At 72.2% G+C, this 26,239-nt stretch carries 23 protein-coding genes and 3 tRNA genes; 17 read left to right on the forward strand and 9 right to left on the reverse strand.

The features are described 5' to 3' along the window. The first annotated feature begins 23 nt into the window (after nt 1-23). Nucleotides 24-1,025, forward strand: a complete 1,002-nt coding sequence (zapE, locus tag ACILSK_RS22975) for a cell division protein ZapE (protein WP_395729521.1) — start codon at nt 24-26, stop codon at nt 1,023-1,025. A gap of 227 nt (nt 1,026-1,252) precedes the next feature. Further along, complete coding sequence (locus tag ACILSK_RS22980) at nt 1,253-2,275, forward strand: endonuclease domain-containing protein (RefSeq protein WP_395729522.1); 1,023 nt, start codon at nt 1,253-1,255, stop codon at nt 2,273-2,275. A gap of 55 nt (nt 2,276-2,330) precedes the next feature. Here the strand turns inward: ACILSK_RS22980 and rocD are convergent, their stop codons facing one another. Further along, complete coding sequence (gene rocD, locus ACILSK_RS22985; RefSeq protein ID WP_395729523.1) at nt 2,331-3,545, reverse strand: ornithine--oxo-acid transaminase; 1,215 nt, start codon at nt 3,543-3,545, stop codon at nt 2,331-2,333. A 108-nt stretch (nt 3,546-3,653) separates the two neighbouring features. Continuing rightward, a complete protein-coding gene (locus ACILSK_RS22990) occupies nt 3,654-4,490 on the reverse strand; it encodes a hypothetical protein (protein WP_395729524.1) in 837 nt (278 codons plus the stop codon). 110 nt (nt 4,491-4,600) lie between these two features. Here ACILSK_RS22990 and ACILSK_RS22995 point away from each other — a divergent pair, with 110 nt between their 5' ends. The 7 genes from ACILSK_RS22995 to ACILSK_RS23025 all read left to right on the forward strand — a co-directional run bounded on the left by ACILSK_RS22995 (nt 4,601) and on the right by ACILSK_RS23025 (nt 10,282). Continuing rightward, nucleotides 4,601-5,470 (forward strand): polyphosphate kinase 2 family protein, encoded by an 870-nt coding sequence (locus tag ACILSK_RS22995; protein WP_395729525.1) that lies wholly within the window; start codon nt 4,601-4,603, stop codon nt 5,468-5,470. Nucleotides 5,471-5,511: 41 nt separating this feature from the next. Beyond that, nucleotides 5,512-6,171, forward strand: coding sequence for a 2-phospho-L-lactate guanylyltransferase (gene cofC / locus ACILSK_RS23000; RefSeq protein WP_395729526.1), 660 nt, complete (start codon nt 5,512-5,514; stop codon nt 6,169-6,171). Between the two features lie 48 nt (nt 6,172-6,219). Continuing rightward, nucleotides 6,220-6,732 (forward strand): hypothetical protein, encoded by a 513-nt coding sequence (locus ACILSK_RS23005; protein ID WP_395729527.1) that lies wholly within the window; start codon nt 6,220-6,222, stop codon nt 6,730-6,732. Beyond that, entirely contained in the window at nt 6,710-7,108 is a 399-nt protein-coding gene (locus ACILSK_RS23010) for a DUF3817 domain-containing protein (RefSeq protein WP_395729528.1), read from the forward strand. Before ACILSK_RS23005 ends, ACILSK_RS23010 begins: the two co-directional genes overlap by 23 nt. A 403-nt stretch (nt 7,109-7,511) precedes the next feature. Beyond that, nucleotides 7,512-7,904, forward strand: a complete 393-nt coding sequence (locus ACILSK_RS23015; RefSeq protein ID WP_395729529.1) for an MmcQ/YjbR family DNA-binding protein — start codon at nt 7,512-7,514, stop codon at nt 7,902-7,904. 200 nt (nt 7,905-8,104) lie between these two features. After that, nucleotides 8,105-9,064 carry a hypothetical protein gene (locus ACILSK_RS23020; protein WP_395729530.1) on the forward strand — a complete coding sequence of 320 codons (960 nt, stop codon included), beginning with the start codon at nt 8,105-8,107 and terminating at the stop codon, nt 9,062-9,064. Between the two features lie 105 nt (nt 9,065-9,169). Further along, on the forward strand, nt 9,170-10,282 hold the full coding sequence (locus tag ACILSK_RS23025; RefSeq protein ID WP_395729531.1) for a hypothetical protein: 1,113 nt from the start codon (nt 9,170-9,172) through the stop codon (nt 10,280-10,282). Between the two features lie 22 nt (nt 10,283-10,304). On the opposite strand, the gene ACILSK_RS23030 is transcribed toward ACILSK_RS23025, so the two are convergent. Genes ACILSK_RS23030 through ACILSK_RS23045 form a run of 4 tightly spaced genes read right to left on the reverse strand, consistent with a single transcriptional unit; the run spans nt 10,305 to nt 14,794 of the window. Further along, nucleotides 10,305-11,588, reverse strand: a complete 1,284-nt coding sequence (locus ACILSK_RS23030; protein WP_395729532.1) for a glycosyltransferase family 4 protein — start codon at nt 11,586-11,588, stop codon at nt 10,305-10,307. Further along, nucleotides 11,578-12,462: a hypothetical protein gene (locus ACILSK_RS23035; RefSeq protein ID WP_395729533.1), complete on the reverse strand. Its 885-nt coding sequence runs from the start codon at nt 12,460-12,462 to the stop codon at nt 11,578-11,580. Before ACILSK_RS23035 ends, ACILSK_RS23030 begins: the two co-directional genes overlap by 11 nt. Beyond that, a complete protein-coding gene (locus ACILSK_RS23040; RefSeq protein WP_395729534.1) occupies nt 12,459-13,622 on the reverse strand; it encodes a glycosyltransferase family 4 protein in 1,164 nt (387 codons plus the stop codon). Before ACILSK_RS23040 ends, ACILSK_RS23035 begins: the two co-directional genes overlap by 4 nt. After that, nucleotides 13,619-14,794, reverse strand: coding sequence for a glycosyltransferase family 4 protein (locus ACILSK_RS23045; protein WP_395729535.1), 1,176 nt, complete (start codon nt 14,792-14,794; stop codon nt 13,619-13,621). Before ACILSK_RS23045 ends, ACILSK_RS23040 begins: the two co-directional genes overlap by 4 nt. A 380-nt stretch (nt 14,795-15,174) precedes the next feature. Here ACILSK_RS23045 and ACILSK_RS23050 point away from each other — a divergent pair, with 380 nt between their 5' ends. The 7 genes from ACILSK_RS23050 (at nt 15,175) to ACILSK_RS23080 (ending at nt 24,915) form a co-directional block, all read left to right on the forward strand. After that, nucleotides 15,175-16,593, forward strand: coding sequence for an oligosaccharide flippase family protein (locus ACILSK_RS23050; RefSeq protein ID WP_395729543.1), 1,419 nt, complete (start codon nt 15,175-15,177; stop codon nt 16,591-16,593). A 55-nt stretch (nt 16,594-16,648) separates the two neighbouring features. Next, nucleotides 16,649-17,959, forward strand: coding sequence for a glycosyltransferase family 4 protein (locus ACILSK_RS23055; protein ID WP_395729536.1), 1,311 nt, complete (start codon nt 16,649-16,651; stop codon nt 17,957-17,959). Nucleotides 17,960-17,972: 13 nt separating this feature from the next. Further along, nucleotides 17,973-19,985, forward strand: a complete 2,013-nt coding sequence (locus ACILSK_RS23060; protein WP_395729537.1) for an O-antigen ligase family protein — start codon at nt 17,973-17,975, stop codon at nt 19,983-19,985. Nucleotides 19,986-20,160: 175 nt separating this feature from the next. Continuing rightward, nucleotides 20,161-21,480, forward strand: coding sequence for a sugar transferase (locus ACILSK_RS23065; RefSeq protein WP_395729538.1), 1,320 nt, complete (start codon nt 20,161-20,163; stop codon nt 21,478-21,480). An 89-nt stretch (nt 21,481-21,569) separates the two neighbouring features. Beyond that, nucleotides 21,570-23,654: a DUF4157 domain-containing protein gene (locus ACILSK_RS23070; RefSeq protein WP_395729539.1), complete on the forward strand. Its 2,085-nt coding sequence runs from the start codon at nt 21,570-21,572 to the stop codon at nt 23,652-23,654. A 2-nt stretch (nt 23,655-23,656) separates the two neighbouring features. Beyond that, entirely contained in the window at nt 23,657-24,268 is a 612-nt protein-coding gene (locus tag ACILSK_RS23075; RefSeq protein WP_395729540.1) for a hypothetical protein, read from the forward strand. Nucleotides 24,269-24,273: 5 nt separating this feature from the next. Then, nucleotides 24,274-24,915 (forward strand): phosphate-starvation-inducible PsiE family protein, encoded by a 642-nt coding sequence (locus ACILSK_RS23080; protein WP_395729541.1) that lies wholly within the window; start codon nt 24,274-24,276, stop codon nt 24,913-24,915. Nucleotides 24,916-24,987: 72 nt separating this feature from the next. Here ACILSK_RS23080 and ACILSK_RS23085 read toward each other — a convergent pair. The 3 genes from ACILSK_RS23085 to ACILSK_RS23095 all read right to left on the reverse strand — a co-directional run bounded on the left by ACILSK_RS23085 (nt 24,988) and on the right by ACILSK_RS23095 (nt 25,910). Beyond that, nucleotides 24,988-25,062: transfer RNA gene (locus tag ACILSK_RS23085), tRNA-Val, on the reverse strand. A gap of 21 nt (nt 25,063-25,083) precedes the next feature. Beyond that, a tRNA-Cys gene (locus tag ACILSK_RS23090) sits at nt 25,084-25,154 on the reverse strand. A 324-nt stretch (nt 25,155-25,478) separates the two neighbouring features. Next, nucleotides 25,479-25,910: an SsgA family sporulation/cell division regulator gene (locus tag ACILSK_RS23095; RefSeq protein ID WP_395729542.1), complete on the reverse strand. Its 432-nt coding sequence runs from the start codon at nt 25,908-25,910 to the stop codon at nt 25,479-25,481. Nucleotides 25,911-26,166: 256 nt separating this feature from the next. On the opposite strand from ACILSK_RS23095, the gene ACILSK_RS23100 reads away from it, so the two are divergent. Continuing rightward, nucleotides 26,167-26,238: transfer RNA gene (locus ACILSK_RS23100), tRNA-Val, on the forward strand. The last annotated feature ends 1 nt before the right edge of the window (nt 26,239 follow it).

A 26,239-nucleotide genomic window follows, 5' to 3' on the forward strand; every position in this document is an offset into this window, starting at 1 on the left:
CGGTCCCGATACGCTGCTCCGTCATGCCCATCCAACTTCTCGACCGTGACCCCGTGGTGGACGCGGACGAACTGATCGACGGGCTGGTGCCGCCACCGAGGTTTCGCGACGTGCGGTTCGCCACCTACCGGCCCGCGCCCGACGAACCCAGCCAGCAGGCCGCGGTGGTCGCGCTGTCCGCCTTCGCCGAGCAGGTCGGCACCCCGCCCAAGCGCGGGTTGTTCCGCCGGTCCGCCCCGGCCGCCGCCGGCGGCTACTACCTGGACGGTGGGTTCGGGGTCGGCAAGACGCACCTGCTCGCCTCGCTGTGGCACGCCGTCCCCGGGCCGAAGGCGTACGGCACCTTCGTGGAGTACACGCACCTGGTCGGGGCGCTTGGGTACGCCGAGACGGTGCGCCGGCTGTCCGGGCACAAGCTCGTCGCGGTCGACGAGTTCGAGCTGGACGACCCGGGCGACACCATGCTGATGACCCGGTTGCTCGGGCAGCTGTGCGACGCCGGGGTGTCGCTGGTCGCGACGTCGAACACGCTGCCGGACAAGCTGGGGGAGGGGCGATTCGCCGCCGAGGACTTCCGCCGGGAGATCCACGCGCTGTCGTCCCGGTTCCAGACCCTGCGGGTGGACGGGCCCGACTACCGGCACTCCGGGCTGGCCCCGGCGCCGCCGCCGCTGCCCGAGGCCGACCTGGTCGACGCCGCGCAGGCGCCGGGGGCCAGCCTCGACTCGTTCGCCGCGCTGACCACCCGGCTCGGCGCGCTGCACCCGTCCCGGTACGGCCGGTTGCTGGACGGCGTGACGTCGGTGCAGCTGTCCGGGGTGGCGCCGCTGGAGCACCAGTCGGCCGCGCTGCGCTGGGTGGTGCTGATCGACCGGCTCTACGACCGCTCCATCCCGGTCCGCGCATCCGGCACCCCGCTGGACGAGATCTTCACCCCGGACATGCTCGCCGGCGGGTACCGCAAGAAGTACAAGCGCGCCACCTCCCGCATCCTCGCCCTGGCCCGCGACGCCGCGCCCGCCTGACCCCGCCCCCCGCCTGACCCCGCGCCCGCCTGACCCCGCCCCCGAGCCCCGCCCGACGCCGCGTCCGCCTGACCCCGCCTGACCCCGCCCCCGCCTGACCCCGCGAGTGTGCAGAAAGTGCCCCTTCCGCCGCGTTCAAGGGGCACTTTCTGCGCACTCGGCGCCGGCGGCGGGGGCGGATGTGGATAAGTCCGGGCACGCGGACCGGAGTCGGTCACGCTGATCGGGTGCCGCGCCCACCGGACGACCTTCCGCCCGACCTGAAGGCGATCCCGTTCACCCTCGCCCAGGGCCGGGCCCTGGGCCTGAGCAAGAAGCGCATGCGCCGGCAGGATCTGGACCGACCGGCGCGCGGCGTGCGGAGAGCGGTCAGGCCGGAGGACCGGACTGCCGAATCGGTCTGGGCCAACGCCGACGCGGCCCTTCGCGAGCGCTGTTCGGCGGTGGAACTGGCGGTGCCGGACGGCGCGTTCTTCTCCCACCTGACGGCGGCTCGGCTCTGGCCGCTGCCGCTGCCGGGATGGTCGGCCGGGGCGGGCCCGGTGCACGTGGCGGTGATGGAGCCGGCGATGTCGCCGCGCCTGCCCGACGTGGTCGGCCATCGGCTGAGCCACCACCTGATCAGCACCGTGCAGCGGAACGGGTTTCGGCTGGTCGACCCGGCCACCCTGTTCTGCCAACTCGCGGCGGTCCTGGCCCTGCCGGACCTGGTGGCGGTCGGCGATGCGCTGATCCTGGGCCCGCGATTCCCCGATCCCGTGGACGAACGGCCCTACCTTGCCCTGGCCGACCTGGTGGATCGGGTCGATCGGGCGTGCGGCCGCGGCACGGTCAAGGCCCGGCGGGCGGTCGGCCTGGTTCGTCAGGGCGCCGAATCCCGCCCGGAAACGCTGGTGCGGCTGGCGATCGTCGAGGCCGGGCTGCCCGAACCGGAGATCAACATCGACGTGCGCGCGGCGGATGGCACATTCATCGGGCGCGGGGACATGGTGTACCGGCGGTACCGGGTGATCGTCGAGTACGACGGCGACCACCACCGGACCGATACCCGGCAGTACGACCGGGACGTCGGCCGGCTCGACCTGTTCGCAGCGCACGGGTGGCGGGTGGTCCGGTTGACCGGACGCGCGTTCTCCGCGGACCGCGGGGCGTGTCTGGCCCGGATCGAACAGGCGCTCACCGCGGGCGGCTGGCGTCGTGCCCCCGCCAAGCCGTCGAGTGTGCGGAAGGTGCCCCTTCCGCCGGGTTGATGGGGCACCTTCTGCACACTCGCCGGGCGCCGGGCGCCGGGGTCAGGCGCCGGGTTCAGGGGAGCACGGCGGCGAGGGTGTCGACGGCGTGGTCGATCTCGTCGCGGGTGATCACGATCGGCGGGGCGAAGCGCAGGGTGGTGTCGTGGGTCTCCTTGACCAGGATTCCGCGGCGGGCGAGCTCCTCGCTGACCGGCCGGCCCAGGCCGATGTGCGGGGCGAGTTCCGCCCCGGCCCACAGGCCCCGGCCGCGGACCTCGGCCAGCCCGCGACCGACCAACTCGCCGAGCCGGGCGTGCAGGTGAGCGCCGAGATCGGCGGAACGGGCCTGCATCTCGCCGGTCCGGAGCAGCGCGACGACGGCCCGGCCGATCGCGCAGGCGAGCGGATTCCCGCCGAACGTCGAGCCGTGCTGGCCGGGCCGCAGCACGCCGAGCACGTCGCGCCGGCCGACCACCGCGGACACCGGCATGATCCCGCCGCCCAGCGCCTTGCCGAGCGTGTACAGGTCGGCCCGCACGCCCTCCTGGTCGAGCGCCAGGGTCGACCCGGTGCGGCCCAGCCCGGACTGGATCTCGTCGGCGATCAGCAGCACGTTGTGCTCGTCGCACAGGGCGCGGACCCCGGCCAGGTAGCCCTCCGGCGGCACGACCACGCCGGCCTCACCCTGGATCGGCTCCAGCAGCACCGCGGCGGTGTCGGGGGTGATCGCCTCGGCGATCGCCGACAGGTCGCCATACTTCACCGTCAGGAAACCCGGCGTGTAGGGGCCGTAGTGGTCACGCGCATCCGGGTCGTCGGAGAAGGAGACGATGGTCAACGTCCGGCCGTGGAAGTTGCCGCCGGCGGTGACGATCTGCGCGCGGTTCTCCGGGACGCCCTTGACCTCGTACGCCCACTTGCGGGCGACCTTGATCGCCGACTCCACCGCCTCGGCGCCGGAGTTCATCGGCAGCACCATCTCGGTGCCGGTCAGCGCGGCCAGCTCGGCGCAGAACGGGCCGAGCTGGTCGTGGTGGAACGCCCGGGAGGTCAGCGTGACCCGGCCCATCTGCTCGACGGCGGCGGCGATCAGGTCCGGGTGCCGGTGCCCGAAGTTCAGCGCCGAGTACCCGGCCAGCATGTCCAGGTAGCGGCGGCCGGCGACGTCGGTGACCCAGGCGCCCTCGGCGGAGGCGATCACCACCGGCAGCGGGTGGTAGTTGTGCGCGCACCACCGCTCGTCCAGGTCCAGGAAGGTCTGCGGATCGGTGCCGTCGACGTCCGTCATTGCGCTGTGCTCTTTCCCTGGGCCCTTCGATGACCGGCGCCGTCGGCGCCCGAGGTCAGCGTATCGACGGCCGGTCGGGCCCGCGCCGGTTCGCGCGAACCGGGCGGGTCACCGCGGGATCCCGTACGGTCCGCGGTCCTGGTCGCCCGGACCGGGCGACGACGGACCGGGCCATTCGTCCTCGGGGGGAATCGGCCACTCGTCGGGGTCGCCCCACGGCCCGGCCCACCCTCGACCGGGCCCGTCCGGCCCCTCGCCGTACCGCCCGGTCTCGCGGTATCGCTCAGCTGCGCGGGACGGCCAGTACGGTTCGTCGGGCCCGTCCTGGGGATGCCGCCGGTCCGATCCCCGGGGCGGCGCGACCGGCTCGGGCCACCGGGCGGCGACTCGGGCCCGCGACGCGGCGACGTCGGGCGACCGGCCGTCGGCGAAACCGATCGCGGTCCGGGCCTGCCCGATGCCGGCCGTGCCGAAGGCCCGATCGAGCGCCGCCTGCAGCTCGGCCCGGGACACCAGACCGTCCCGCAGGGCCGCGTCCGCGCAGACCACCGTGGTCGATCGGCCGGCCCAACGACCCAGGTCCACCAGGGTCCGGGCGACCGTGGTGACCGGGACCCCGTCGAGCAGCATGGTCTCGTCCGGGGTCAGCCGGGCGGGTCGCACCGTCAGCGTCACCCGGTCGATCCGGGTGCCCGGCCCGGGTCTGGTCGCCTGCACCGGCCCGGTCAGCAGGGGCACGTCCCAGATGGGCAGGGCCAACAGGCAGGCCGCCGAGACGTGGCTCAGCACCCCGTCGTCGGGCAGGTCGGCGACCGCCGCCAGCGCACGCGACCGGTGCGCGTCCAGTTCGCCGGTGGGGGCCACCTCCTCGGCCCGGTCGCGACCGCCTTCGATCAGGAAGAGCTCGGGTGGGGCGACGCCGTCGTCGGGTTCGGTGGTGGCCATGCCGACAGCCTGGATTCGCGGCGACCGGTCCGTCGACGCCGATCCGCCGATTGTGGATGGAATTCGGACATGTGGATGGTTGGCCCGGCGCGTCCGTGGGACGGTGGGGCGTGGCCAAGAACAAGAAGTCCGCCGGCGCATCGCCCGGCCAGGCGTTCCGCGCCCCGACCGGGCCCGGCGTCGACGTGGACGTCGCGACGATCAGCACCGACGGCATGCCGATCGGTCCACAGTCCCGGGACGATGCCGAGAAGGCGCTGGTCGAGATCGGGGAACGGCTCGCCGTCCAGCAGGAGATGCTCTTCGCGCAGGGCACCGCCGGCGACCCGCGCAGCGTGCTGCTGGTGCTGCAGGGCATGGACACCGCCGGCAAGGACGGGGTGATCAACCACGTGGTGGGCCTGGTCGACCCGGGCGGCGTCAGCCTGGTCTCGTTCAAGAAGCCGACCGCGGAGGAGTTGGCGCACGACTTCCTCTGGCGGATCGAACGGGCGACGCCCCAGCCGGGCCGGCTCGGCGTGTTCAACCGTTCGCAGTACGAGGACGTCCTGGTCGTCCGGGTGCACGACCTGGTGCCCGAGAGCGTGTGGTCGACCCGGTATGCGCAGATCAACGACTTCGAGAGGCGGCTGGTCGACGGCCACACGGCGGTCGTCAAATGCTTTCTGCACGTGTCCAAGTCCGAGCAGACCGAGCGGCTGCTGGCCCGGTTGGACGACCCGACCAAGTACTGGAAGTACAACCCCGGTGACGTCGACGAGCGCGGTTACTGGGACGCCTACCAGCAGGCGTACTCGGCCGCGATCGGCCGCTGCAACACCGACGCGGCGCCCTGGTACGTCATCCCGTCGGACGCCAAGTGGTACCGGAACTGGGCGGTCGCCGCGTTGCTGCTGGAGGCGTTCGAGTCGCTGAACCTGACGTACCCGGACGCCGACTTCGACGTCGAGGTGGAACGGCGACGGGTCCGGGACAGCTGACCCGGGCGCCCCTCGGCCTCGGCGCCGGTGACAATGGCTCGGTGAGTCTGCCCTCGTCCCGCCCGTGGACGGTCATCGTGCCGGTGAAGGCGTCGGTGCGGGCCAAGAGCCGGATCCGGCTCGATCCGGCAGTGCGGCGCACGTTGGCGTTGATCATGGCCGAGGACACGGTGTCGGCGATCGTCGGGGCCGCCCCGGTCGGCCGGACACTCGTGGTGCTCGAGGATCCGCGTGACGGCACGACGTTGGCCCGGGTGCCCGGGGTCGACCTGTTCGTCACCCGGACGAACGAACTCAACGCCGCCATCCGGGACGGACTCGCCGCGCTCGATCGGGACGGGGTCGGACCGGTCGCGGTGGTGCCGGCGGACCTGCCGTCGCTGACCTCCGTCGAATTGGCCGACGCGCTCACCCGGGCCGCGGCCCATCCGCGCAGTGTGGTCGCCGACCGGGCGGGCACCGGCACGACCATGCTGGCCGCGCAGTCGTCCGAGCTGCTGGACCCGCGGTACGGCGCCGATTCGTTCCTCGCGCACGTCGCGGGGGGTGCGGTGCCCCTGGACCTGCCGGGCCGAAGCGGCCTGCGTCGCGACGTCGACCGGGTCGACAATCTGCGGTCGGTGACCGGTCCGCGGACCCGCGCGATCCTGCAGCTGCTGGCCTGGCCACCGCCCGTGGGCCCGGAATTCGCCGGCGGCTGAGCCCGGCGGTCGCGCCGGGCAGGGCGGCGCGAGCGGTACCGTCAGGGGGTGGACCGTCGTTACCTGCGGCCCGGCTGGATCGCCGGGCATGTGTTGGTGCTCGCGGCCGCCTTGACCTGCCTGCGCCTGGGCTGGTGGCAGTGGGGGAGGGCGCACGAATCCGACGGCACGGCCCAGAACCTCGGGTATTCCCTGCTGTGGCCCGCGTTCGCGGCCGCGTTCATCTACATGTGGATCCGGTTCCTGAAGCTGGAGACGATCAAGCAGGCCGAGGACGAGGAACAGGCCGGTCGTGACCTGGCCGAACTGCTCGGCGAGATCGACCCCGACCCGGTCGCCGGCCCGGCCGGCGACCCCGCCGCCGACGGGCCCGCGTCGTCGGGTGACGAGTCCGGGGCGGCCGAACGCCGCGATCGGCAACGGCCGAGCGAGGGCATCGTGCTCAGCGTCGCTACCGTGGACGAGGAAGATCCCGACGATCCCGAACTGACTGCTTACAACCAGGCGCTGGCCGCCCTGGCCGAGGAGGACCGCCGCCGTGCCCGTCGACCCCGCCGGTGACATCACCGACACCCCGACCCCGGTGACCGCCCCGGCGGCCGGGCCGAAGCCCGCGAAGCCGAAGTCGGCCAAGGTCATGGCCGCGTTCAAGCGGTACAAGATCGCCGCGTTCGTCGTCGGCTGGGGTCTGTTGCTCCTGTGCGCCACGATGGTACTGAAGTACTTCTTCGACCTGCCGCAGTTCGTCGCGATCTGGGGGCCGATCCACGGCGCGCTGTTCGTCGGGTACGTCATCATCGCCTTCGACCTGGCCTACAAGGACCGCTGGTCGCCGCTGGGCACGCTGTGGGTGCTGGTCGCCGGGACGATCCCGTTCGTCTCGTTCGTTGCCGAGAAGCAGGTGCAGCGCAAGGTGCTGGCCGGCGGTCGGATGTAGTGACGGCCGCGTCGGGCCGCCCGGCTGCGCCGTGCCGCCCGGGCTGCGGAAGCGTGACCGGCCTGGGCCCGGCTGAAGTTCCGCGGGGAATCCGGTGCGCGCCGGGCGCGCCCAGGCCGCGGCGACCTGCCGGGCTGCGGAAGCGTGACCGGCCTGGGCCCGGCTGAAGTTCCGCGGGGAATCCGGTGCGCGCCGGGCCCGCCCAGGCCGCGACGCCCTGCCGGGGCTGCGGAAGCGTGACCGGCCTGGGCCCGGCTGAAGTTCCGCGGGGAATCCGGTGCGCGCCGGGCGCGCCCAGGCCGCGACGCCCTGCCGGGGCTGCGGAAGCGTGACCGGCCTGGGCCCGGCTGAAGTTCCGCGGGGAATCCGGTGTGCGCCGGACCCGGGGTCTAGCGTCGGCCGCATGGCGACCTGGGACGACGTGCGGCGGCTGGTGGCCGAGCTGCCGGAGACGGCGGAGGGCACCAGCCACGGCACGATGGCGTGGAAGGTCAAGGGCAAGCTGATGGTCTGGGAGCGACCCCTGCGCGCGGCCGATCACGCGGCCCTGGGCGACGCGGCGCCGGACGGCGAGATCCTCGGCGCGGCGGTCGGCGATGAGGGCGTCAAGCACGCGCTGATCGCCGACCGACCCGACGTGTACTTCACGACACCGCATTTCGACGGCTACGCGGCGGTGCTGGTGCGGCTCGACGCGATCCGCGGGGACGAACTGGAGGAACTGATCACCGAGGCCTGGCTGGTGAAGGCGCCGAAGCGGATGGCCGCGGCGTTCCTGACCGATCGGGACGGCTGACCGATCGGGACGGCTGACCGATCGGGACGGCTGACCGATCGGGACGGCTGACCGATCGGGACGGCTCGGTTGACCGAGCGGGGCGGCCGACCGAGCAACGTCCGTCACCCAGAACACTGCCTGAATTGTCACCGATCAGATACTCTGGGTCACATGGCTGGGCCGAACGTGGCTGCAGCCCGGGGGAACAGGGGCGGCTCATGGTGAGGCTGGTCGGCATTGCGGTGACCGTCGTGCTGGCGGTGGCCGGACCCGGCCCGACCACGGCCCAGGCGTCGACGACGCCGGCCACCGTCGCCGCGACGGTGTCCCGCCCGTTCGCCGACACGAGCCCGTTGAACGTGCCCGTCGTCGGCGCACCGATGATCGACCCGAACAGCCCCGCGATGGTCGCCCGGGCCGCCCGGGCCGGGCTCGGCTACGCCAACCTCGTCGAGTTCGGCATCCCGGTGTACGAGGCGACCCCATCCACCCCTCGGCAATCGGTCCGGTGCACGATCACGGACTGGGGCCCGTGCCCGTTCGGCGGGGGACCGCGTCCGATCCCCGTCGACGCCAAGCCCAGCGCCGGTAGCGACGGCGCGATGGTGGTCGTCGACCGGACGACCGGCACGATCGACGAGTACTGGCAAGCCGCTCCGGCAAGCACGGGGTGGACCACCAGCTGGGGCGCGATCAACTCGATGTCCGGCTCGGGCTGGGGCGGTGGCAGCACCGGGGCCGGTGCCTCCCGGCTGGCCGGGGTCGTCCGGGTCGCCGAGATCCAGGCCGGCGTCATCCCGCACGCCTTGGTGGTGCAGACCGACACCGTGTGCGCGACCACGTTCCGGCCGCCGGCGCTGAAAACCGACGGCGACTCCACCCGGTCCGACTGCATTCCGGAGGGCGCCCGGCTGCAACTCGACCCGGCCATCGACGTCGCCGCCATCCCCGGGATCACCCCCGGTGAGCGGGCCGTGGCCCGGGCGTTGCAGGTCTACGGCGCCTACCTGATCGATCGCGCGGGCACGTCGCTGGCCGTCAGTTTCGAAGTGGCGCCCGACGCGAGCGCAACCGGTCCGGGCTCCGTGTACACCAGTGCCGGGTTCGGCTGGGACTACGACGGCATGCCGCACATCCCGTGGAACCGGCTGCGGGTGCTGCAGGCCTGGGACCGCTGACCAACCGGTACGACCCGGTGGAAAACCCCACTACATTGAGTAGTCGTACGGTACTGTGTGTGATCGGGTGGCGTCTCCGGGACGCCGCCCACCGGGGGGTGTCTGATGCGACGGTGGTCCGTTCGGATGCTGGCGGTGGCGGTGGCCGCGTCGGCCACGGTCGCGTGCTCGGCGACACCGGAGCAGGTGCCCGAGTCGGCCGGGTCCGCGCCGAGCGGGACGCTCGCCTCCGCGCTGGGCGGCACGGCCGGATCCGCCCCGGTCGAGTCGCCGGCGTCCACATCGGCCGACGCTGCGGGGTCGACGGCGGTCTCGTCGCCGGTGGGGTCGGCCGCCGGGACGGACCCCGCCACCGTCCTGGCCGATCGCCCGTTCGCGTCCACCAGCCCGTTCAACGTGCCGGTGGTCGCCGCGCCGGCCGTTGACCCCGACAGCGCGGCCATGATCGCCCGGGTCAGCCGCGCCGGGCTCGGCCACGCCAACCTGGTCGAGTTCGGCATCCCGATCTACGACGCGACGCCGGACACCCCGCGAAAGTCCGTCCAGTGCACGATCACCCAGTGGGGCCCGTGCCCGCTGGCCGACGAGAGCCCCCGGCCGATCCCCGCGAACGCCGAGCCCGGCGTCGGCCGCGACGGCGCGATGGTCGTCGTCGAACGCGCGGCGGACACGGCCGACGAGTACTTCCAGGCCGCCCCGGATGGCACCGGCTGGACCACCGGGTGGGGGACGATCACCTCGCTGTCCGGGTCCGGATGGGAGGGCGGCACCACCGGGGCCGGTGCCTCGCGGCTGGGCGGCATCATCCGGGTCGCCGAGATCCAGGCCGGCGCCATCCCGCACGCCCTGGTGCTGGAGAGTGACACCGCATGCGCCGGGTCGTCCCGGCCGCCCGCGGTGAAGACCGACGGCGAATCCACCCGGCCCGACTGCATTCCCGAGGGCGCCCGGCTGCAACTCGACCCGACGATCGACGTCACCGCCATCCCGGACATCACGCCGGGCGAGGTGGCAGTGGCGCAGGCGTTGCAGGTCTACGGCGGGTACCTGATCGATCGGGCCGACACCTCGCTGGCCGTCGGCTTCGAGGTGGCCCCCGACGCGACACCGGCCAACCCGGGCGCGGTGTACACGCAGGCCGGACTCGCCTGGGACTACTACGGCATGCCGCACATCCCATGGGACCGGCTGCGGGTGCTGCAGACCTGGGACGGCTGACGGCTGACGGCCCGGGGAGGGCTCAGCCGCGGTGGCCGATCACCGCGTCCCGGTAGGCCGGGACGGCCCTGTCGACGACCGTCGTCCAGGACGCCGCGTCGTCGACCCGCCGCGCCGCCTGCGCGCCCATCCGGTCGGCGGCGTCCGGGTCACCCAGGACCTGGACCAAAGCGCCGGCGACCGCCGCCGGCTCGGGAGCGGTGAGCAGACCGGTCACCCCGTCCTGCACCGCGTCGCTCATCGAGCCCACATCGGTGGCCACCACCGGCCGCCCGAAGGTGTAGGCCATATGCACGCTGCCGCTGATGTTCACCGTCGCATAGGTGAACACGACGACGCGGTGCGCGGCGAACAGGTCGGCCACCTCGTCCATCGGCACGTAGCCGGGATGCAGATCGACATGGCCGATGTCGGTGGCCCGCCGGGTGATCGCGGGCAGATCCACATCCGGCATCACCGGTCCGGCGATCGTCAGCCGCGCCGCTGGCAGCTCCCGGCGAACCAGGGCGAAGGCGTCGAGCAGCAACGGCAGGTTCTTGTACTTGGTCCACGCCCCGAAGAACAGCGCGTGCGGCGGCGCGGCCGACGGGGCCGGCGTCCGGTCGGCGGCCAGCACCGAGGAGTAGTCCCCATGCCCGCAGACGGCGACCCGGCGCAGTCCCGGGAAGGCCGACTCCAGGGTCGCCCGGGGCCCGTCACCCAAGACGAGGACGAGATCGCAGGCCCGGTAGGCCCGATCCAGCAGCCACCGGGTCAGCCGGCCGCCCTTCTCGACCGACCCCGACGCGCCGTTGACGTCGTAGGGCAGCGGGTTGTGCGCCACGTCGACGAGCGCGGTCCCCGGGCAGCGCCGCGCGAGGAGCAGGAACAGCGCGCTGTCCAGCGGGTAGCGCAACTCGCCGAACTGGGCGACGTCGGGCCGCATCCGCCGGATCGTCGCGATCGCCTGGCGCCAGGACTCGACCAGCCGCAACGCCCGGCCCACCCGCCTGGCCTTGCGCCGGAGCCCGGAGCCGCCCAGCTCCACGTTCGGATCCCAGGTCGGGAAGATCTCCACGACCTCGAATCCCGGGGTGGCCGAGCGCAGTTCCGGGTCGGGCCCGGTGAACAGGAGCACCCGGTGCCCCTGCCGGGCCAGGGCCTCACCGAACTGAAAGGTGAACTGGAACATCCCGCCGGTGGGGAGGAATTCGACCAGCACGATCGTCAGGGGCGGGTCACCGGCGGGGGAGTCGCCGAGCGGGCGGGCGAACTCCGCCGGGGCCGGCGGAACCAGCGGGGTCAGTGGTGCCGAATCAACGGCCATGCGGGCCCACCATGCTTTCCTGGGCCCGGCCGCCCGGCCGGGCATCATTCCGGTCATCTCCGGGGGATCCGTTGCCGGCGGGCACGTCCGCGTCAACCGGGTGCTCCGCGCCGGCCGCGGCGGCCGCGCCGGCCGAGTCGGTCGGGTCGGCCGCGCCGGCCGGGTCGGTCGGGTCGGTCGGTAAGGCTGGGAGGGCCGGGTCGACGGCGTCGACCGGGTCGGCGCGGTCGGTTGCGTCGGCCGGATCGGATTGCCGGGCCTTACGCTCCTTCGACGATCGCATGGTCACCATCAGGTGGTAGACCGCCTGCTGGACGCCCACCCCGACGATCAGGGCGACGACGACGGACAACGCCAGCAGCACGAGCGGTGACGTTCCCGTCGCGGTTGCGGTGCCTTCGGCACCGTGCACCAGGTCCGTCCGGTAGGGCTCGGACAGCCCGGCCAGATACGTGGTGGCCAGCGTGGTGGTGGCGTCGGCCACCTGCTCGGCGACGGCGGCCGACCCTGCGGTCGTCCGGACCAGGATCACCGAGGTGTCCGGCACCACGCTCACCGTGGTGGTCACTCCGGCCCGCTGGGCGTCGGACAGTTGCAGGTTCTGCTCGGCCTGGTCCTGGAAGCGCAGGTTGTCGGCCACCTCGGCGAAGGTGGCGACAATCTGTCCCCGGCTGAGCGTTTCGTAGTAGGCCGCCGAGTCGGAGGTGTCCAGGGCGGCGCTGGGCAGCACCACCAGGACGGATTCGGCGGTCCATTTCGGCTTCGACAGCACGGCCAGTCCGGCGCCGGCGACCACGACGAGCAGGGCGGCGACCACCCCGGCCAGCACGCTGATCCGCACTTCGCGCCGGGCGAACCGGCCGCGGCCGGTCATGGTCGGCCGATCGGCACGGACTCGTCGGTGGTGGTTCGCTCCCCGGCCAGCACCGCGCGGTACAGGGCACCGAGCCGCGCGGACAGCCGGTCCAGCCCGTGCCCCTGCTCGGCCCGCTGCCGGGACGCCCGGGACATCCGCCGGCGGGTCGCGCCGTCGGCGATCACCTCGCCCAGCGCGTCGGCCAGGGCCGCGTCGTCGCCCGGCTCGACGATCCGCCCCTCGATGCCGTCCCGGATCAGGTCGGGCACCGCGCCGATCGAGGTGCCGACGACCGGCAGGCCGGACGCCATGGCCTCGATGATGGCGATCGGCTGACCCTCGAGGAACGATGGCAGCACGAAGATGTCGGCCTGGGCCAGGCGGGACTTGATCTGGTCGCCGTACTCCGGGCCGACCATGGACGCCCGCAGCCCGGCTGCGTCGAACTCCGCGACGATCTCGTCGTACTCGGTCTGCGGCGTCGGCCCCTGCCCGCCGACCACGACGAGCTGCCAGTCGCGGGTGCCGCGTTCGCGCAGCGCGCGGGCGGCCCGGGCCAGTTCGAGCAGCCCTTTGCGCCGGCAGATCACCCCGACGAACAGCACGGTGGGCGGTTCGCCGCCGGCGTCGCCGGCCGGGAAGTCGTCGAGATTGACCGCGTTGTCGACGGTCTCGACCCAGGTGCCGGGGGCCAGGGATCGCATCGTCGCGGTCCCGACGGTGGACACGGTGCACACCAGGTCGGCCAGGCCGAGGGTGCGCAGGGCCCAGCGGTCGGTCCGGCCGTAGGCGGCGAACTCGGGACGGCCGGCATTGCCGACCGCCGAGTGCACGTGGGCGATGAGCTTGGCCCGGCCGGCGGCGGCGGCCAGATTCAGCGCGGCCGCGCGCAGGGCCGGCAGGCCCGGGTCGGCCACCAGTTGCAGGTGCACGATGTCGGCCGTGCGGGACGCGACGAACACCCGCCAGGCGTCGGCCAGCGCGTATCGCACGTTGGCCAGGTTGAACCGGCCGCCCTCCCGGGTGGCCACTCGCGCCGTGTTCAGCAGCTGGACGTCGAAGTCCTTGGCCAGAATGGGGTCGGCCGTGATGGTCTCGGCGAAGGTGGCGATGCCGCCGCGCATCGGGCGCGCCTCGGCGACCACCACGACCGTGGGCCGATGGCCGGCCGCGGTCATGCCGTCACCGCGACGCGGCCGCTGGTGTCGATGGCCTTCTGGTAGACCACGTGCAGCGAGCGGGCCCACAGCCGCGCGTCGAACAGGCGCTCCATCCGGCGGCGACCCGCCTGGCCCATCCGCTCCCGCAGGTCGGGGTCGGCCAGCAGCCGCAGGATCGCGGCCGCGATCCCGGGGGAGTCGCCGGGCGGGACCAGCAGGCCGGTCTCGCCGTCGGCGACGATGTCGCTGATGCCGCCGACGTCACTGGCGACCACGGGCCGCCCGCAGCCCCCCGCCTCCATCAGCACGGTCGGCAGGTTCTCCCCGTAGATCGACGGCAGCACCACCAGATCCGATCCGCGCAGCACCTCGGGAACGTCCGACCGCATCCCGGCGAACACCACCGACCCGGTCAGCCCCAGCCGGGCCACCTGCGCGCGCAGCGCCGGCTCCTGCTCGCCCGAACCGACCAGCAGCAACCGCGCGGTGGGCTGCTCGGCCAGCACCGCGGGCCAGGCGTCGATCGCATGGGTGATCCCCTTGAAGTCCCGCAGGGCGGCGAGAATGGTGACCACCGGACCGTTTCCGGTGGGATCGAGGCCGGCGCCGAGACCGGCCGGCAACGCCGTGACGCCACCGTCCGGGGCGGGGGTGAAGTAGTCCAGGTCGATCCCGTTGTGCACCACCGTCCAGGACGCCGGCACGGGCTTCGAGCGCCGGTAGCGATCGGCGAACGAGACCAGCGACGCCTGCGAGACGAAGATCGCCGCTGCGCTGCGGGTGGCGATCTCCACGGCGAGCCGCTCCCGGCCGGATGCCCGGCCGGACAGGGGGCGGTGCACGTGATGGAAGGTGCCGACGGCCGGGATGCCGGCCCGCCGGGCCGCCGGAATGGCCATCGTCATCGCCATCTCCAGATGGGCGTGCACGATATCGGGCTTCGTCTGTTTGAGATAGCCGACCAGCCGGCGGAATCCGGACACATCGAGGGTCCGGCGGACGTCCAGGTACTCGGGCTCGACCCCGGATTCCCGCAGCAGCGGCTCCAGTTTGGACCGCTCCGGGGACCGGCCGTGCAGGCTGAGCACCGACAGCTCGATACCGGCATCGGCGCTGACCCGGCCGAGTTGCGCGATCAGGGTTTCGGCCCCGCCGAGCTTCAGGGCGTCCACCACGGTGAGCACTCGCACGCGCGTCTCCTTCGATCAGTTCGAGCCCGTCATCCACGGCAAGCCCGCGCAACGCGGACCGATCAGCGCCCATTACACCCGATCAGACTATACTCAAAGCCAGTTTCGAGGTGGAATCAACAATGCGTGATTGACGTGTCCATCGATGGTGAGCTTTCGAGCCTTTGCCTCCCGAATGCTCACCGGCTGTGGCGAGCCGGCGGTCCGGGTGACCCCCGGAGGGCTGATGAGTCCCAAAGGGGGGATCCACCATTCGCACTCTCGGCAACGAGGACCCGGCGCCGGACGTCCCACCCGACCTCCCGCCCGACATTGACGCGAGCGAGCGGACCGACACCGATGCCACCGGCGCGCTGGCCCGGCGCTCGGTCGGTGGATTCCTGTGGACCACCCTGGCCTGGGGGTCCAACCGCATCGTCATCCTCGGGCTCACCCTGCTGCTGGCCCGGCTGCTCACCCCCGAGGACTTCGGCGTCGTCACCGCCGCGGTGACGATCATCGCGATGCTCGACGCCGCCTTGGATCTCGGCGTGGGTGCGGCCGTGGTCGCCCGGCAGGAGCAGGGCATCACGGCGGCCACCCGCATGGCGATGACGATCAACCTGGCCATCAGCGCGGCCATCAGCGTCGCCGGCATCGCGGCCGCGCCGTGGATCGCCGACCTGTTCGACGCCGATGCCCAGGCCAACGTGTTCGCGTTGCTGTTCCTGTACCCGTTGTTCCGGGGGGCCGGTCAGGTCAGCGACGCCGTGCTGAAGCGGGACCTGCAGTTCAAGCGGCGCACGGCGATCGACCTGACCCGGGCGGCGGTGCGGGTGGCCATCTCGGTGCCGCTGGCGCTGACCGTCGGTGGCGCGGTCAGCATTGCCGCCGGCATCGTCGGCGGCGAGCTGGTGGCCATGCTCCTGTTGTGGATCCTGGTGCCGATCCGCCCGGCGCTGCGGGCGCACTGGCACCTGGCCCCGGATCTGCTGCGGTTCGGCGGTCTGGTCACCGTCATTCGGGTGCTGGGATCCATCCGGGCGTCGGCCGACTACCTGGTGGTCGGCGCGATGATCGGCACGACGGCGCTGGGCTTCTACGGAATGGCCTACAAGCTGCCCGAGCTGATCATCGAGAACGTGCTGTGGATCTTCTCCGCGGTCGCCCTGTCGACCTACTCCAAGGCCCGGGTGATCAGTGCCGACGTGCTCACCTCGGGCATGCTGCGGGCCACCCGCATCCTGTCCATCTACGGGCTCACCGCCGGTGCGGCGCTCGCCGTCATCGCGCCGGAGGCGGTGCCGGTCCTGTTCTCCGCGCAATGGGCGCCGGCGATCACCCCGATGGTGTTCATCTCCCTGGCGCTGGGCCTGATGGCGGTCGGCTGGGCCAGCGGCGACGTGTTCACCGCCACGGGACGGCCGGGAACGCTGGTGGCGCTTGACGTCCCGGCCACCGTCGCGCTGATCATCGGCTTCGTGATCGCCGCCGACCACGGGTTGGTCGGCGTGGCCGTCGCCCTGCTGATCTTCAACCTGCTGTATTGCGTCGCCCGGCTCGCGCTGGTCCGCTACGCGCACGGGACGTCCTGGCGGCGGCTGCTGACCGCGGTGGCACCGGCCGTGGCCATCGCCGCGGTGACCGGCGGGGTGGGTCTGCTGGTCCGCTCGTTCCTGCCCACCGGCCAGTTCCTCACCCTGGTCGTCGTCTCGTTGGCCTGCGCGGTCGCCGCGATCGGCGCCGGCCTGGTGTTCGCCCGGTCCACGGTGACCGACACGGTCGCCCTGCTCCGCCGGCGCCGGGTCGGTGCCGGATGAACCCGCCGCGTCCGCCGGCGCCGACCCGACCCCGGCCGACCCGCAGGAGGACCCCATGACCGCCACGGCGTCGAGCGCACCCACCCGACGGGTCGTGCTGATCACCGCGACCGAGCCCGAACCACGGTCCTTCGGCAAGCAGGTCGTGCTCGGCGGGCTGTTGGACCACCTGTGCGCCCGGCTGGGCCCGGACCAGGTGCACGTGATCCTGGTCGGCCGGACCGGGATCGACCGGCCGGCCGTGCCCTACCGGTTGCACGTCATCGCCAAACCCTCCAGCGTCGAGCAGCTCACCGCCGTCGCCCGGCGGGTGATCGGGCCGCCCCATTCGTCCCTGCAGGAGGCGGCCCTGTGGTCCGGCCGCACCCTGGCCGCGATCGCCCAGAAGCTCACGGAAATCCGCCCCGACCAACAGATCTGGGACACGATGCGGACCGGTCAGTACGCCCGCCGGTTGGGTCGCAAACCTCGGGTGCTCTACGCCGACGACCTGTTCTCCAAGCGCTACGCCAGCATGCTCGAGCGGATCGACCGGGACCCGTCAACGATCTCGGATCCGTTGGGCGAGTTCGGCAAACTCCTGCCGGGCGCCGTCGGCCGGGTGGTCGGGCGCAAGGGCGTCTACCGGCGACTGTTGCAGCTGGAGCGGGTGCTCACCGCCCGGTCGGAGGAGCTGGCCCCGGCGGAGTTCGACGCGACCTACCTGGTCAACTCCCAGGAGGCCGCCGAGCTGCACGAGCGGACCGGCGACCCGACGATCGGCACGCTGCTGCCGCTGCTGCGCGAACCCGCGGCGCGCGAGCGACGCTGGGACGGCCGCCCCACCTTCGTCTTCCTCGGCGGCCTGGATTTCGCGCCCAACCGGGACGGGCTGACGTGGTTCCTGGGCGCCTTCCGGGACGAGGTGCTCGCCGCCATCCCCGATTTCCGGCTGCTGGTGGTGGGCCGGGGATCGACCAACCTGCCGGCCGAGGCGGCCGCCTGGGGGGAGCACGTCCGGGCGTTGGGCTGGGTCGACGACCTGGACGAGGTGCTGGGCTCGTGCACGGCGCTGCTGTCCCCGTTGCGGGTCGGCAGCGGCACCAAGATCAAGGTGCTCGAGGCGCTGGCCCGCGGGCTGCCGGTGGTGGCCACCCGGGCCGGCGTGCTCGGGCTGCCGGTGGGCCGGGCGGACGGGTGCCTGGTGGCGTCGTCCCCGGCGGAACTGCCGGACCTGCTGCAACAGGCCGCCGATCCGGCGGCCAACCCGGCGCTGGCGGCGGCGGCCCGGGGCAGCTGGGAGCGGCACTTCTCGCCGGCCGTCGTCGGGCCGACCTACGACGCCGCCTTCGGCCTGCGACCCGCCCGGGAGCCGGTGCCACGGTGAGGTCGGGTCGGCGATGAAGGACCTGATCCTGGTGGCCGGCGGCGTCCTGCTGCTGGCCTTCGTCGTGCTCGCCATCCGGTTCCCGCGGGTGTCGTTGCTGACGCTGGTCGCGCTGGACGTGTCCAACATCAACGGCGTCATCGCCGATCAGCTCGGCACCAGCCCGTACAAGCCGCAGCTCGCCCTGGCCGTGATCGCGGTGCTGGTGATGGTGCGGCGCAGGATGTTCCGGTTCGCCTGGTCCCCGGTGCTGCTGGGGTTGATGGTGCTGGCCGCCGGGTTCTGCCTGAGCTTCGTCGCCGCGGCCGACCCGGTGACGTCCCTGGACCTGCTGCTGTCCTACGCGCGGGACCTGCTCTACTTCCTGGTCGTCTACGCCCTGCTGCTGTCCACCGACTCGCTCAGGACGACCACCATGGTCGCCGTGCTCGTGCTGGCCGGCCTGGCCGGGCTGACCGTCATCCACGAATTCGTGCTGCACAACGCGGGCAGCCTGTACGGGCTGAGCCGGGTGCCGCTGGTCCAGGAGGGCGGCGCGCTGACCCCGCGGCATGCCGGCACGTCGTCGGACGTCAACTTCTGGTCCCGGCTGCTCATCCTGTTCACGCCGATGGCACTGTCGCTGCTGGCCATGAGCCGGTCGGCGCGGGACCGGCTGCTGTGGGCCGGCGCGACGCTCGCCCTGCTGCTCGGGGTCTACCTCACCCAGTCCCGCGGCGGGTTCATCGCCCTGTTCGTCGGCCTCGTGGTGTGGGCCGTGCTGGCCGGCGGGTGGTACCGAAAGTCGTTGCTGTTCCTGCCCGTTGCGCTGCTGGTGATCGTGCCGCTCAGCGGGATCGGCAGCCGGCTGGGCACCCTGACCGCGGTCCTGTCCGGCTCCACCACCACCGCCGATCCCTCGGTGGTCACCCGCAAGCGGCTGCAACTCGACGCCTGGAACATGTTCCTGGACCGGCCGATCACCGGGCACGGCATCGGCAGCTATCCGGCGCTGTTCCTGCAGTACGACCGGCTGGCGAACTTCGACGACCGGGTCGACATCGTGGTCGCCGCGCACAACTTCTACTTCGAGCAGGCGGCCGACGGCGGGGTCGTGCTCCTGCTGTGTTGGGCCTTCTTCTTCGGCACGGTCCTCTTCGTCGCCCTGCGGACCATGATCGGCGCCCGGGGGACCGGCGACGACACGAGCCGATTCCTGGCCCTGGGCGTGATCGGCGGGCTCACCGGCTGGTTGCTGGCCAGCGTCTTCCTGCACCTGTCGGACTTCCGGGCGTTGCTGTTGATGGCCGCCCTCGCGGCGGTCGCCGACGTCCGCCAGCGGGCCGCCACCGGTCCGCCGATCGCCCCGGCGGGGCGGGAGTCGTTGGTGGGGAAGGACTCCGAAGCCGGGCCGCGCCGGCCGGGCCGGGGTGCGGTGGTCGGCTGGGCGGGCGCCGCCCTGCTCGGGCTGGTCGGGGTGATGGCGGCCGGGCTGACCGGTCACACGGTCTACACCAGTTCGACGACCCTCGGGGTGGTGCCGACCGGCGCGGTGGGCGGCGCCACCGCCTACGAGCTGGACGTGGTCAGCCGCGGGCTGATCGTGCCGACGCTGGCCGAGGTGCTGGACCGGTCGATCGACGTCGGTGCCCTGGCGCAGCAGGCTGGCCGGTTCCCGGCCGGCGCCGAGACCACCAGCGCCAGCGTGGATGTCGCGCCGTCCCGGCTGGGCGGCGCGGTGGTCGTCACCGTCACCGCCGACCAGCCGGCCGTGGCGACCGATCTGACCCGGGCCGCGGTGGCCGCGAGCAAGGCCACGGTCGACGACCTGCAGGCGGGCTACCGGCTGACCGGTGAGCCGGCGGAACCGCAGCCGGTGTCGTCACCGCCCTGGTGGGCCGTCCCCGCGCTGGCCGTGGTGACGGTGCTGTCCGGGGTCATGGCCCTCGTCACGGCGCGGCGGCGGGTGCGCCGGCGGGTGGACCGGCGGGCGCCCGCCGCCACGGTCGACGTGCTGGACGTTCAGAGCGGTAGGCCTATAGGGTGATCCCACGTGGTCCGTATGGGTGTAGACACCCGAGGAATATGATCTAGTCACTCGCTACGTCATTGCAGGCAGGCCAACGATGACCTCACTACGCGCTAATCCGGCAGTCAACGACACCGATCCCGAACCCAAGCCTTCGGAACGACGAGGGTCCCGGACCCGACGATTCCTCTGGTTGATCCGCGCGTGGATGATCGTCCTGCCGGTCGACGCCCTCATGCTGATGTCCCCGATGCTGTGGGCGCCGGACGAGTACGCGGCCACCATTGCGATGACGCTGCTTTCGCTGTTCTTCATCGTCGACCGCGGCCGCTACCACGCGCGGCTGCACATCAGCGTGCTGGACGAGCTGCCGAGCCTGCTGGGCAGCCTGCTGACCGCCGCTGCGATCGTGGCGACCGCCATCGTGATCATTCCGGACCAGATCCCGGTCAGCAGCTTCCTGCGGAACACGGCGATCGCCGTCGCCCTGGTCGTCGTCGGGCGCATCATCACCTCGCAGCTGATCATCTTCAGCCGGCGGCGCCGGTACAGCCACCACCGCACCGTGGTCATCGGCGGCGGCCCGACCGCGGCCGAGCTGATCCGCATCCTGAAAGAGCATCAGCGGTACGGCCTGTCGGTGGTCGGGTTCGTCGAGGACACCGACGACTGCGCGGCCGGCCCGGTGGCCCAGCGCCTGGGCAACATCTCCGATCTCGACTTCGTCGTCACCCGGCGTCGGGTGGACGTGCTGCTGGTGGCCGACTCGGCGACGCCGGAACGGACCCTGGTCGAGGAGGTCCGCGCCCCGGCCAGCTCGAAGTGCGACCTGCTGGTGGTGCCCCGCATGCACCAGTTCCGCACCGAATCCGGGGGGTCGGACCACATCGGGTCGATCCCGATCATGCGGATCGGCAACCCGCGACTGAGCGGGCCGGCCATCGCGATCAAGCGAATGTTCGACATCCTGGTCTCGGGCGTCGCCCTGATCCTGGTGTCGCCGATCCTGGCCGTCTGTGCGTTGGCCGTCCGGATCGACGGCGGGCCGGGGGTGATCTTCCGGCAGCCCCGGGTGGGCCGGAACGGCGAACTGTTCGACTGCCTCAAGCTGCGCTCGATGCGGCCCGCCACCAGCACCGAGTCGGCCACCAACTGGTCCATCGCCACCGACAACCGGGTCAGCAAGGTCGGCCGGATCCTGCGCCGGACCTCGCTGGACGAGCTGCCGCAGCTGTGGAACATCCTGCGCGGGGACATGTCGCTGGTCGGGCCCCGGCCGGAGCGGCCGCATTTCGTCGAGCAGTTCTCGGACACGTACGACCGCTACGCCTACCGGCACCGGGTGCAGGTCGGGCTGACCGGCCTGGCCCAGGTGAGCGGTCTGCGCGGGGACACCTCGATTGCCGACCGGGCCCGGTACGACAACTATTACATCGAGAACTGGTCGCTCTGGCTGGACGTCAAGATCATCATCCGGACGTTCTTCGAGGTCGTCTTCGCCCGCGGCCGGTGAGTTCGTCCCGCGACCGGATGCGGCCGCGGACAGCCGGCCGGATCCTGGGTCGTCGTGGTGCCAGGGCAGGAATCCCGAAGGGACGGGTCATGAGGGCAGCGCGGGCCGACCGTCGGGCCGTCTCCGACGCCACGGGCCTGACCCCGGTGGCCGCGGCGACCGAACCGGACGGCGGGCTTGCGGTCCGGGTGGTGCCGGCCCCGGGGCTGGTTCGCGGACCGGATGCCCCGGAGCTGCGCCGGCGGGCCGCCGAGCCCGGCGACCCGCTCGGCGGATCGCCGGTCGACGCGCAGGTCGGGGGAGCGCTGGCCCGGTTGCAGGGCGCCGGCCGGCCCCTGCCCGACAGCGTCGCCGGCCCGATGGGGGAGGCGATGGGCGCCGACCTGGGCGGCGTCCGGATCCACACCGGCCCCGAGCCGGCCCGGCTGGCCCGCTCGGTGCAGGCGACCGCCTTCACCCTCGGCCGGGACATCTTCTTCGGCGCCGGCAGTTACGCGCCGCAGACCGCCGACGGGCAGCGCCTGCTGGCCCACGAGCTGGCGCATACCATCGCGCCGGCCGGCGGGGCCGGGGCGGGCTCGGGTTCCGGTCCGATCATCGGTCGCGCCGCGGATCCCGCGGAGGCGCAGGCGGATCGCGTCGCCGACGACGCCCTGCGGGTGCTCCGGCGCCGGTCCGCGGCCCCGGCCGAGCCGGCCGGCGTTCCGGCCGCGGAATCGGCGCCGTTGTCGTTGCTGCGCCACCCGGCTCCGAACCCCGGGCGCGACCAGCTGCGGCGCAAGGTCGGCATCGAGGCCGAGCTGATGGTGCCCAGCCTGGGCCCGAGCGCCAACGGGCTGACCTACGTCAAGGAACCCGGCAAGGTCACCGACTCGATCAAGTCGTTCCTGGACGGCGGTGTCGCCTACGGCACCGACATCGGCGGCAAGGCCGGTGGCGCGGACGTCCGGCTGGACAGCGATCACGGCGGGTCGATCGACCGCACGCCCATCGTGAACAAGCTGATCGACCTCGGCTGGGTGACCGGGAAGCCGTCCGAACCCCGGACCAAGATCGAATTCGTGACCACCGCGATGGACGAGTTCGCGCCGGGGGCCAACCGCCGGATCCGGACGGTCGGGCTGGAGCTGCGCAGCCAGCTGACGGCGGCCCTGACCCAGGCCCAGAGCGGTGAGCTGCGGCAGCTCGGGGCGCCGGCGAAGGCCGGGTACAAGACCGGCGTGCCCGTCGCCGACCTGAAGGCGTGGCTCGGTGGGGACTACGCCGCGCTGGACGCGACCATCAAGGAGTACCTGACCAGCGGCGTCAAGGACGACGTGTACCTGCAGGCGACGGTGGGGATCCTGCCGTCGTCCCTGCTGGCGTTCTTCGCGCGGACCGCCCTGACCGGCGGGAAGGTGGAGGTCGCGCCACCGTCGGCGGCGCGCCAGCAGATCCTCGGCATCGTCGCCGAGGTAATCGCTGCGCTCGACACCACGTTCGCCGCCGCGCCGGAGGACCACTGGATCAGCAAGCTCGGCGCGACGTCCAAGAGCGCCTTCATGGGGATCCTGGGCCTGATCTACAGCTATCTGCTGGGCGACACGTTGCATCAGACCTCCGGGGGCACCCTGTCCACCGTCAAGAATGCGGTGCCCTTCCTGATCAAGATGAGCCCGTACGGCCTGATGGGCCGGACGGCGACGTCGGCGCTGGTCGACGACCCGCCGCCCCGCGACTTCGTCCGCAGCATCGGCGCGGCGTTCAAGAGAACCAAGTACCTGCAGCTGCCCTACTGGGTGGAGGAATCGCGCAAGGATCAACCGACCGCGGTCAGCGACGGCAAGCTGCCGGTCAAGCTCGACGCCCGGCCGACCGCGACCCGGCTGATCACCGGCGACTACACCGACTTCGTCGAGCAGGTGCTGCTGGACTCGGGTGGGGACATCCGCGTCGTGGTCGGCAAGGAGCTGCCGGCGCCGGACAAGCCGCCGACCGACGCCGGCGGCATCGACGTGTTCTACGAGCTGTACAACCAGCAGGGCATCCCCCTGGAGTACCGGGCGATCACCAAGCGGTACAAGATCTCCGAAGTGCTCCCGGCGGTCGAGGAGATCATCAGTGACGTCCGGCTGACCAATATGGGCGGACTCACCGAGGAGCAGAAGGCGACCGTGACGGAGGCGTTCAAGTAGCGATGGCGCAGCAGCTGCGACTGACGGCGGCCGACTCCGACGGCGCGCTCGACGCGTCGATCCAATGGAGTGCGGAGGACGGCCCGGAGCCGATGCTGGTGCACGCCATCACGGTCCCGCTGGGACCCGTACGGCTCGGTGAGCAGTCCGACGACGAGTCGGTGCTGCGCCTGCATTCCATCCGGTTCGACGTCCGCAGCTGGCGCGAGCTGGCCGGCCGCAGCTTCTCCTTCCGCCACGTCGTCCGGGAGATCGAGGCCGAGGGGGAATCGCTCCCCATCTACGACATCTACGGCAGCCTGCGACTGGGTGACGCCTACCACGAGGTCATCGCGAGCGGCATCACCTTCGGCCGGTACGACGGCTGCCGGGTCACCGCCACCCTGGAGGGCCGCGTGGAATCGATCGACCACCCGCCGGGGTTCGACCCGACCGACTTCACCTGCGACGCGACCCTGACGCTCGGGCCCGTCACCGTGCGGGGCGACCTGGGCTCGACCACGGTGCCCGCGGCCGCCGAGGCGGAGCGGCTGGCGCAGCAACTGCTGCGGACCGATGACTACGGGGAGCCCCGGGACCGCCGGGGCGTGGTGGTGCTGGAGCCGTCCTGCTGAGGTGAGTGAGGTCACCCGACATCCGGGACCGGTGTTTACTGCAGGTCCCGGCCGCGCGATCGCGGGCCGGCCGACCGACGGAGGTTCCCACGAACGACGCACCGCCGACCCGCTCGACGGACGAGACGACGGGGGCCCGGGTCCCGCCGGTGGTGCGGGCCGGCAACCGCGCGCTCGAAGTCGCCGAGGGCATCGTCTACGCCGGGATCGCGGTGTTCCTCCTGGTGCTGGCGCTCGGCGCGTTCGTCATCGCCGCGCGCTACGTCCCGTCCCTGTTCGGCGAGGAGAGCGCCGCGAAGTCGGCGTTGGAGATCCTGGACACCCTGCTGCTGGTGTTCATCGTGGTCGAGCTGCTGTTCGCGGTGCGGATCACCATCGCCCGGCGTGAGTTGATCGCCGAGCCGTTCCTGCTGGTCGGCATCATCGCCTCGATCAAGGAGATCGTGGTGCTCTCGGTCAAGGCCGCGGACGAGATCGGCACCGGTGCTCCCTTCTCCGACGCCATGTGGGAGGTAGGCGTGCTCGGGGTGCTGGTCCTGCTGCTCGGCGCCACCGCCCTGCTGCTGCGGCGCAAGGAACGTGAACCGGGGGAGGGTGACGATCAGGGGCCGTTCCGGGCCGACCAGGCCGGGGAGCCGACCGGCTGAGAATCCCGGCCTCCGGACCTGAGGCGTCGACGACAAAGGCCCCGATTCGTGTTCGAATCGGGGCCTTTGACCTGGTGGGCGATACTGGGATTGAACCAGTGACCTCTTCCGTGTCAGGGAAGCGCTCTCCCGCTGAGCTAATCGCCCGGGCCGTCTTGGGGACGGTAGAGGTGGGAACGGGATTCGAACCCGTGTACACGGCTTTGCAGGCCGTTGCCTCGCCTCTCGGCCATCCCACCATCGGAGGATCCGGAGGTGCATGTTGCCGGGACCTCTTCCGAGCGGACGACGGGATTCGAACCCGCGCACCGCCGATCTCCCGGCTGCGTGAGCCCGGCAACTCTATCCGACACGGTGCGCGGCAACCAAACCGGGCACCACTCCCGTGTTGTCGACGACCGTGTCGGGTCCGGGTGCCGCCCGCGCCGAGCCATCCCCAGATGGCTGCCCAACCCCTCGATGGGCCCGGTCCGAGTGGCTCGTCACCATCGGGTCCGGCTGGCGCAGGCGGTCACGGCCTGCCCGCGGCGATGGCCGGTGCGACCGCCGCGGATGTGGTCGACTCAGGCCTCGAAGGCGTCGTGAATCGGAAGGTTGCGCAGATCGGACTCGACCTCGAAGTACGCGGACTCGGACCCGGTCGGGACAATCTCGACGGAGTTGTCCAGGAAATCCAGCAGGTCGGGGGTGTGCGACAGCAGGCGGGCGGAGTGCTCGCCGGAGCGCAGCTCGATGACGGTGCCGTCGTAGACCGGGAAGATCTGCACGTCGCCCATGCCGGCCGGCCCGCGGACACCCTCCACCAGCAGTTCGCGGCCGAACACCCAGGTGATCGCCGGGCTCTGATCGATGGAGAGCAGCAGCTGGACGGCGAACGGGTCGTCACTGCGGTACCGGAACTCGGCATGCACGGGCGGCAGGGTCGGATCCGAGATCAGGATCATCTCGGTCACCGCGGCAGTCATGCGGTACTCCACCGTGTTGAAGTCGAACATCTTCGTTCCCCGCTGTCCGGTGGCCTGTGCTCGGGGGCTCCCTTGCAGTGGTGTCAGGCCGTTCCTTGTGCAGTGGGGACGGTCCATCCCGGGACTCATCACGCAGACTTTTCGAGTTCACCCGTTTGGAGTACAAACAGATTGTGACGACCCCGAACCGGTGGCCGCCGGTCGTCGGGAGCGGCACCCGGTGGGGGTGTGCGGACAGGCCTGCCGGATCGGGTAAGGTGGCTGCTGCTCGTCACGACGAGATCCCGGGCGATTAGCTCAGCGGGAGAGCGCTTCGTTCACACCGAAGAGGTCACTGGTTCGATCCCAGTATCGCCCAC

The sequence above is a fragment of the Nakamurella sp. genome, assembly GCF_044224575.1.
Lineage (GTDB): Bacteria > Actinomycetota > Actinomycetes > Mycobacteriales > Nakamurellaceae > Nakamurella.

What these genes read in the sequence shown, in the direction of transcription:
- zapE (WP_395729521.1), top strand. Translation starts at nt 24, where the DNA reads ATGCCCATCCAACTTCTCGACCGTGACCCCGTGGTGGACGCGGACGAA.
- rocD (WP_395729523.1), bottom strand. Translation starts at nt 3,545, where the DNA reads ATGACGGACGTCGACGGCACCGATCCGCAGACCTTCCTGGACCTGGAC.
- ACILSK_RS22990 (WP_395729524.1), bottom strand. Translation starts at nt 4,490, where the DNA reads ATGGCCACCACCGAACCCGACGACGGCGTCGCCCCACCCGAGCTCTTC.
- ACILSK_RS23015 (WP_395729529.1), top strand. Translation starts at nt 7,512, where the DNA reads ATGGCGACCTGGGACGACGTGCGGCGGCTGGTGGCCGAGCTGCCGGAG.
- ACILSK_RS23020 (WP_395729530.1), top strand. Translation starts at nt 8,105, where the DNA reads ATGGTGAGGCTGGTCGGCATTGCGGTGACCGTCGTGCTGGCGGTGGCC.
- ACILSK_RS23025 (WP_395729531.1), top strand. Translation starts at nt 9,170, where the DNA reads ATGCGACGGTGGTCCGTTCGGATGCTGGCGGTGGCGGTGGCCGCGTCG.
- ACILSK_RS23030 (WP_395729532.1), bottom strand. Translation starts at nt 11,588, where the DNA reads ATGGCCGTTGATTCGGCACCACTGACCCCGCTGGTTCCGCCGGCCCCG.
- ACILSK_RS23035 (WP_395729533.1), bottom strand. Translation starts at nt 12,462, where the DNA reads ATGACCGGCCGCGGCCGGTTCGCCCGGCGCGAAGTGCGGATCAGCGTG.
- ACILSK_RS23040 (WP_395729534.1), bottom strand. Translation starts at nt 13,622, where the DNA reads ATGACCGCGGCCGGCCATCGGCCCACGGTCGTGGTGGTCGCCGAGGCG.
- ACILSK_RS23055 (WP_395729536.1), top strand. Translation starts at nt 16,649, where the DNA reads ATGACCGCCACGGCGTCGAGCGCACCCACCCGACGGGTCGTGCTGATC.
- ACILSK_RS23060 (WP_395729537.1), top strand. Translation starts at nt 17,973, where the DNA reads ATGAAGGACCTGATCCTGGTGGCCGGCGGCGTCCTGCTGCTGGCCTTC.
- ACILSK_RS23070 (WP_395729539.1), top strand. Translation starts at nt 21,570, where the DNA reads ATGAGGGCAGCGCGGGCCGACCGTCGGGCCGTCTCCGACGCCACGGGC.
- ACILSK_RS23075 (WP_395729540.1), top strand. Translation starts at nt 23,657, where the DNA reads ATGGCGCAGCAGCTGCGACTGACGGCGGCCGACTCCGACGGCGCGCTC.
- ACILSK_RS23095 (WP_395729542.1), bottom strand. Translation starts at nt 25,910, where the DNA reads ATGTTCGACTTCAACACGGTGGAGTACCGCATGACTGCCGCGGTGACC.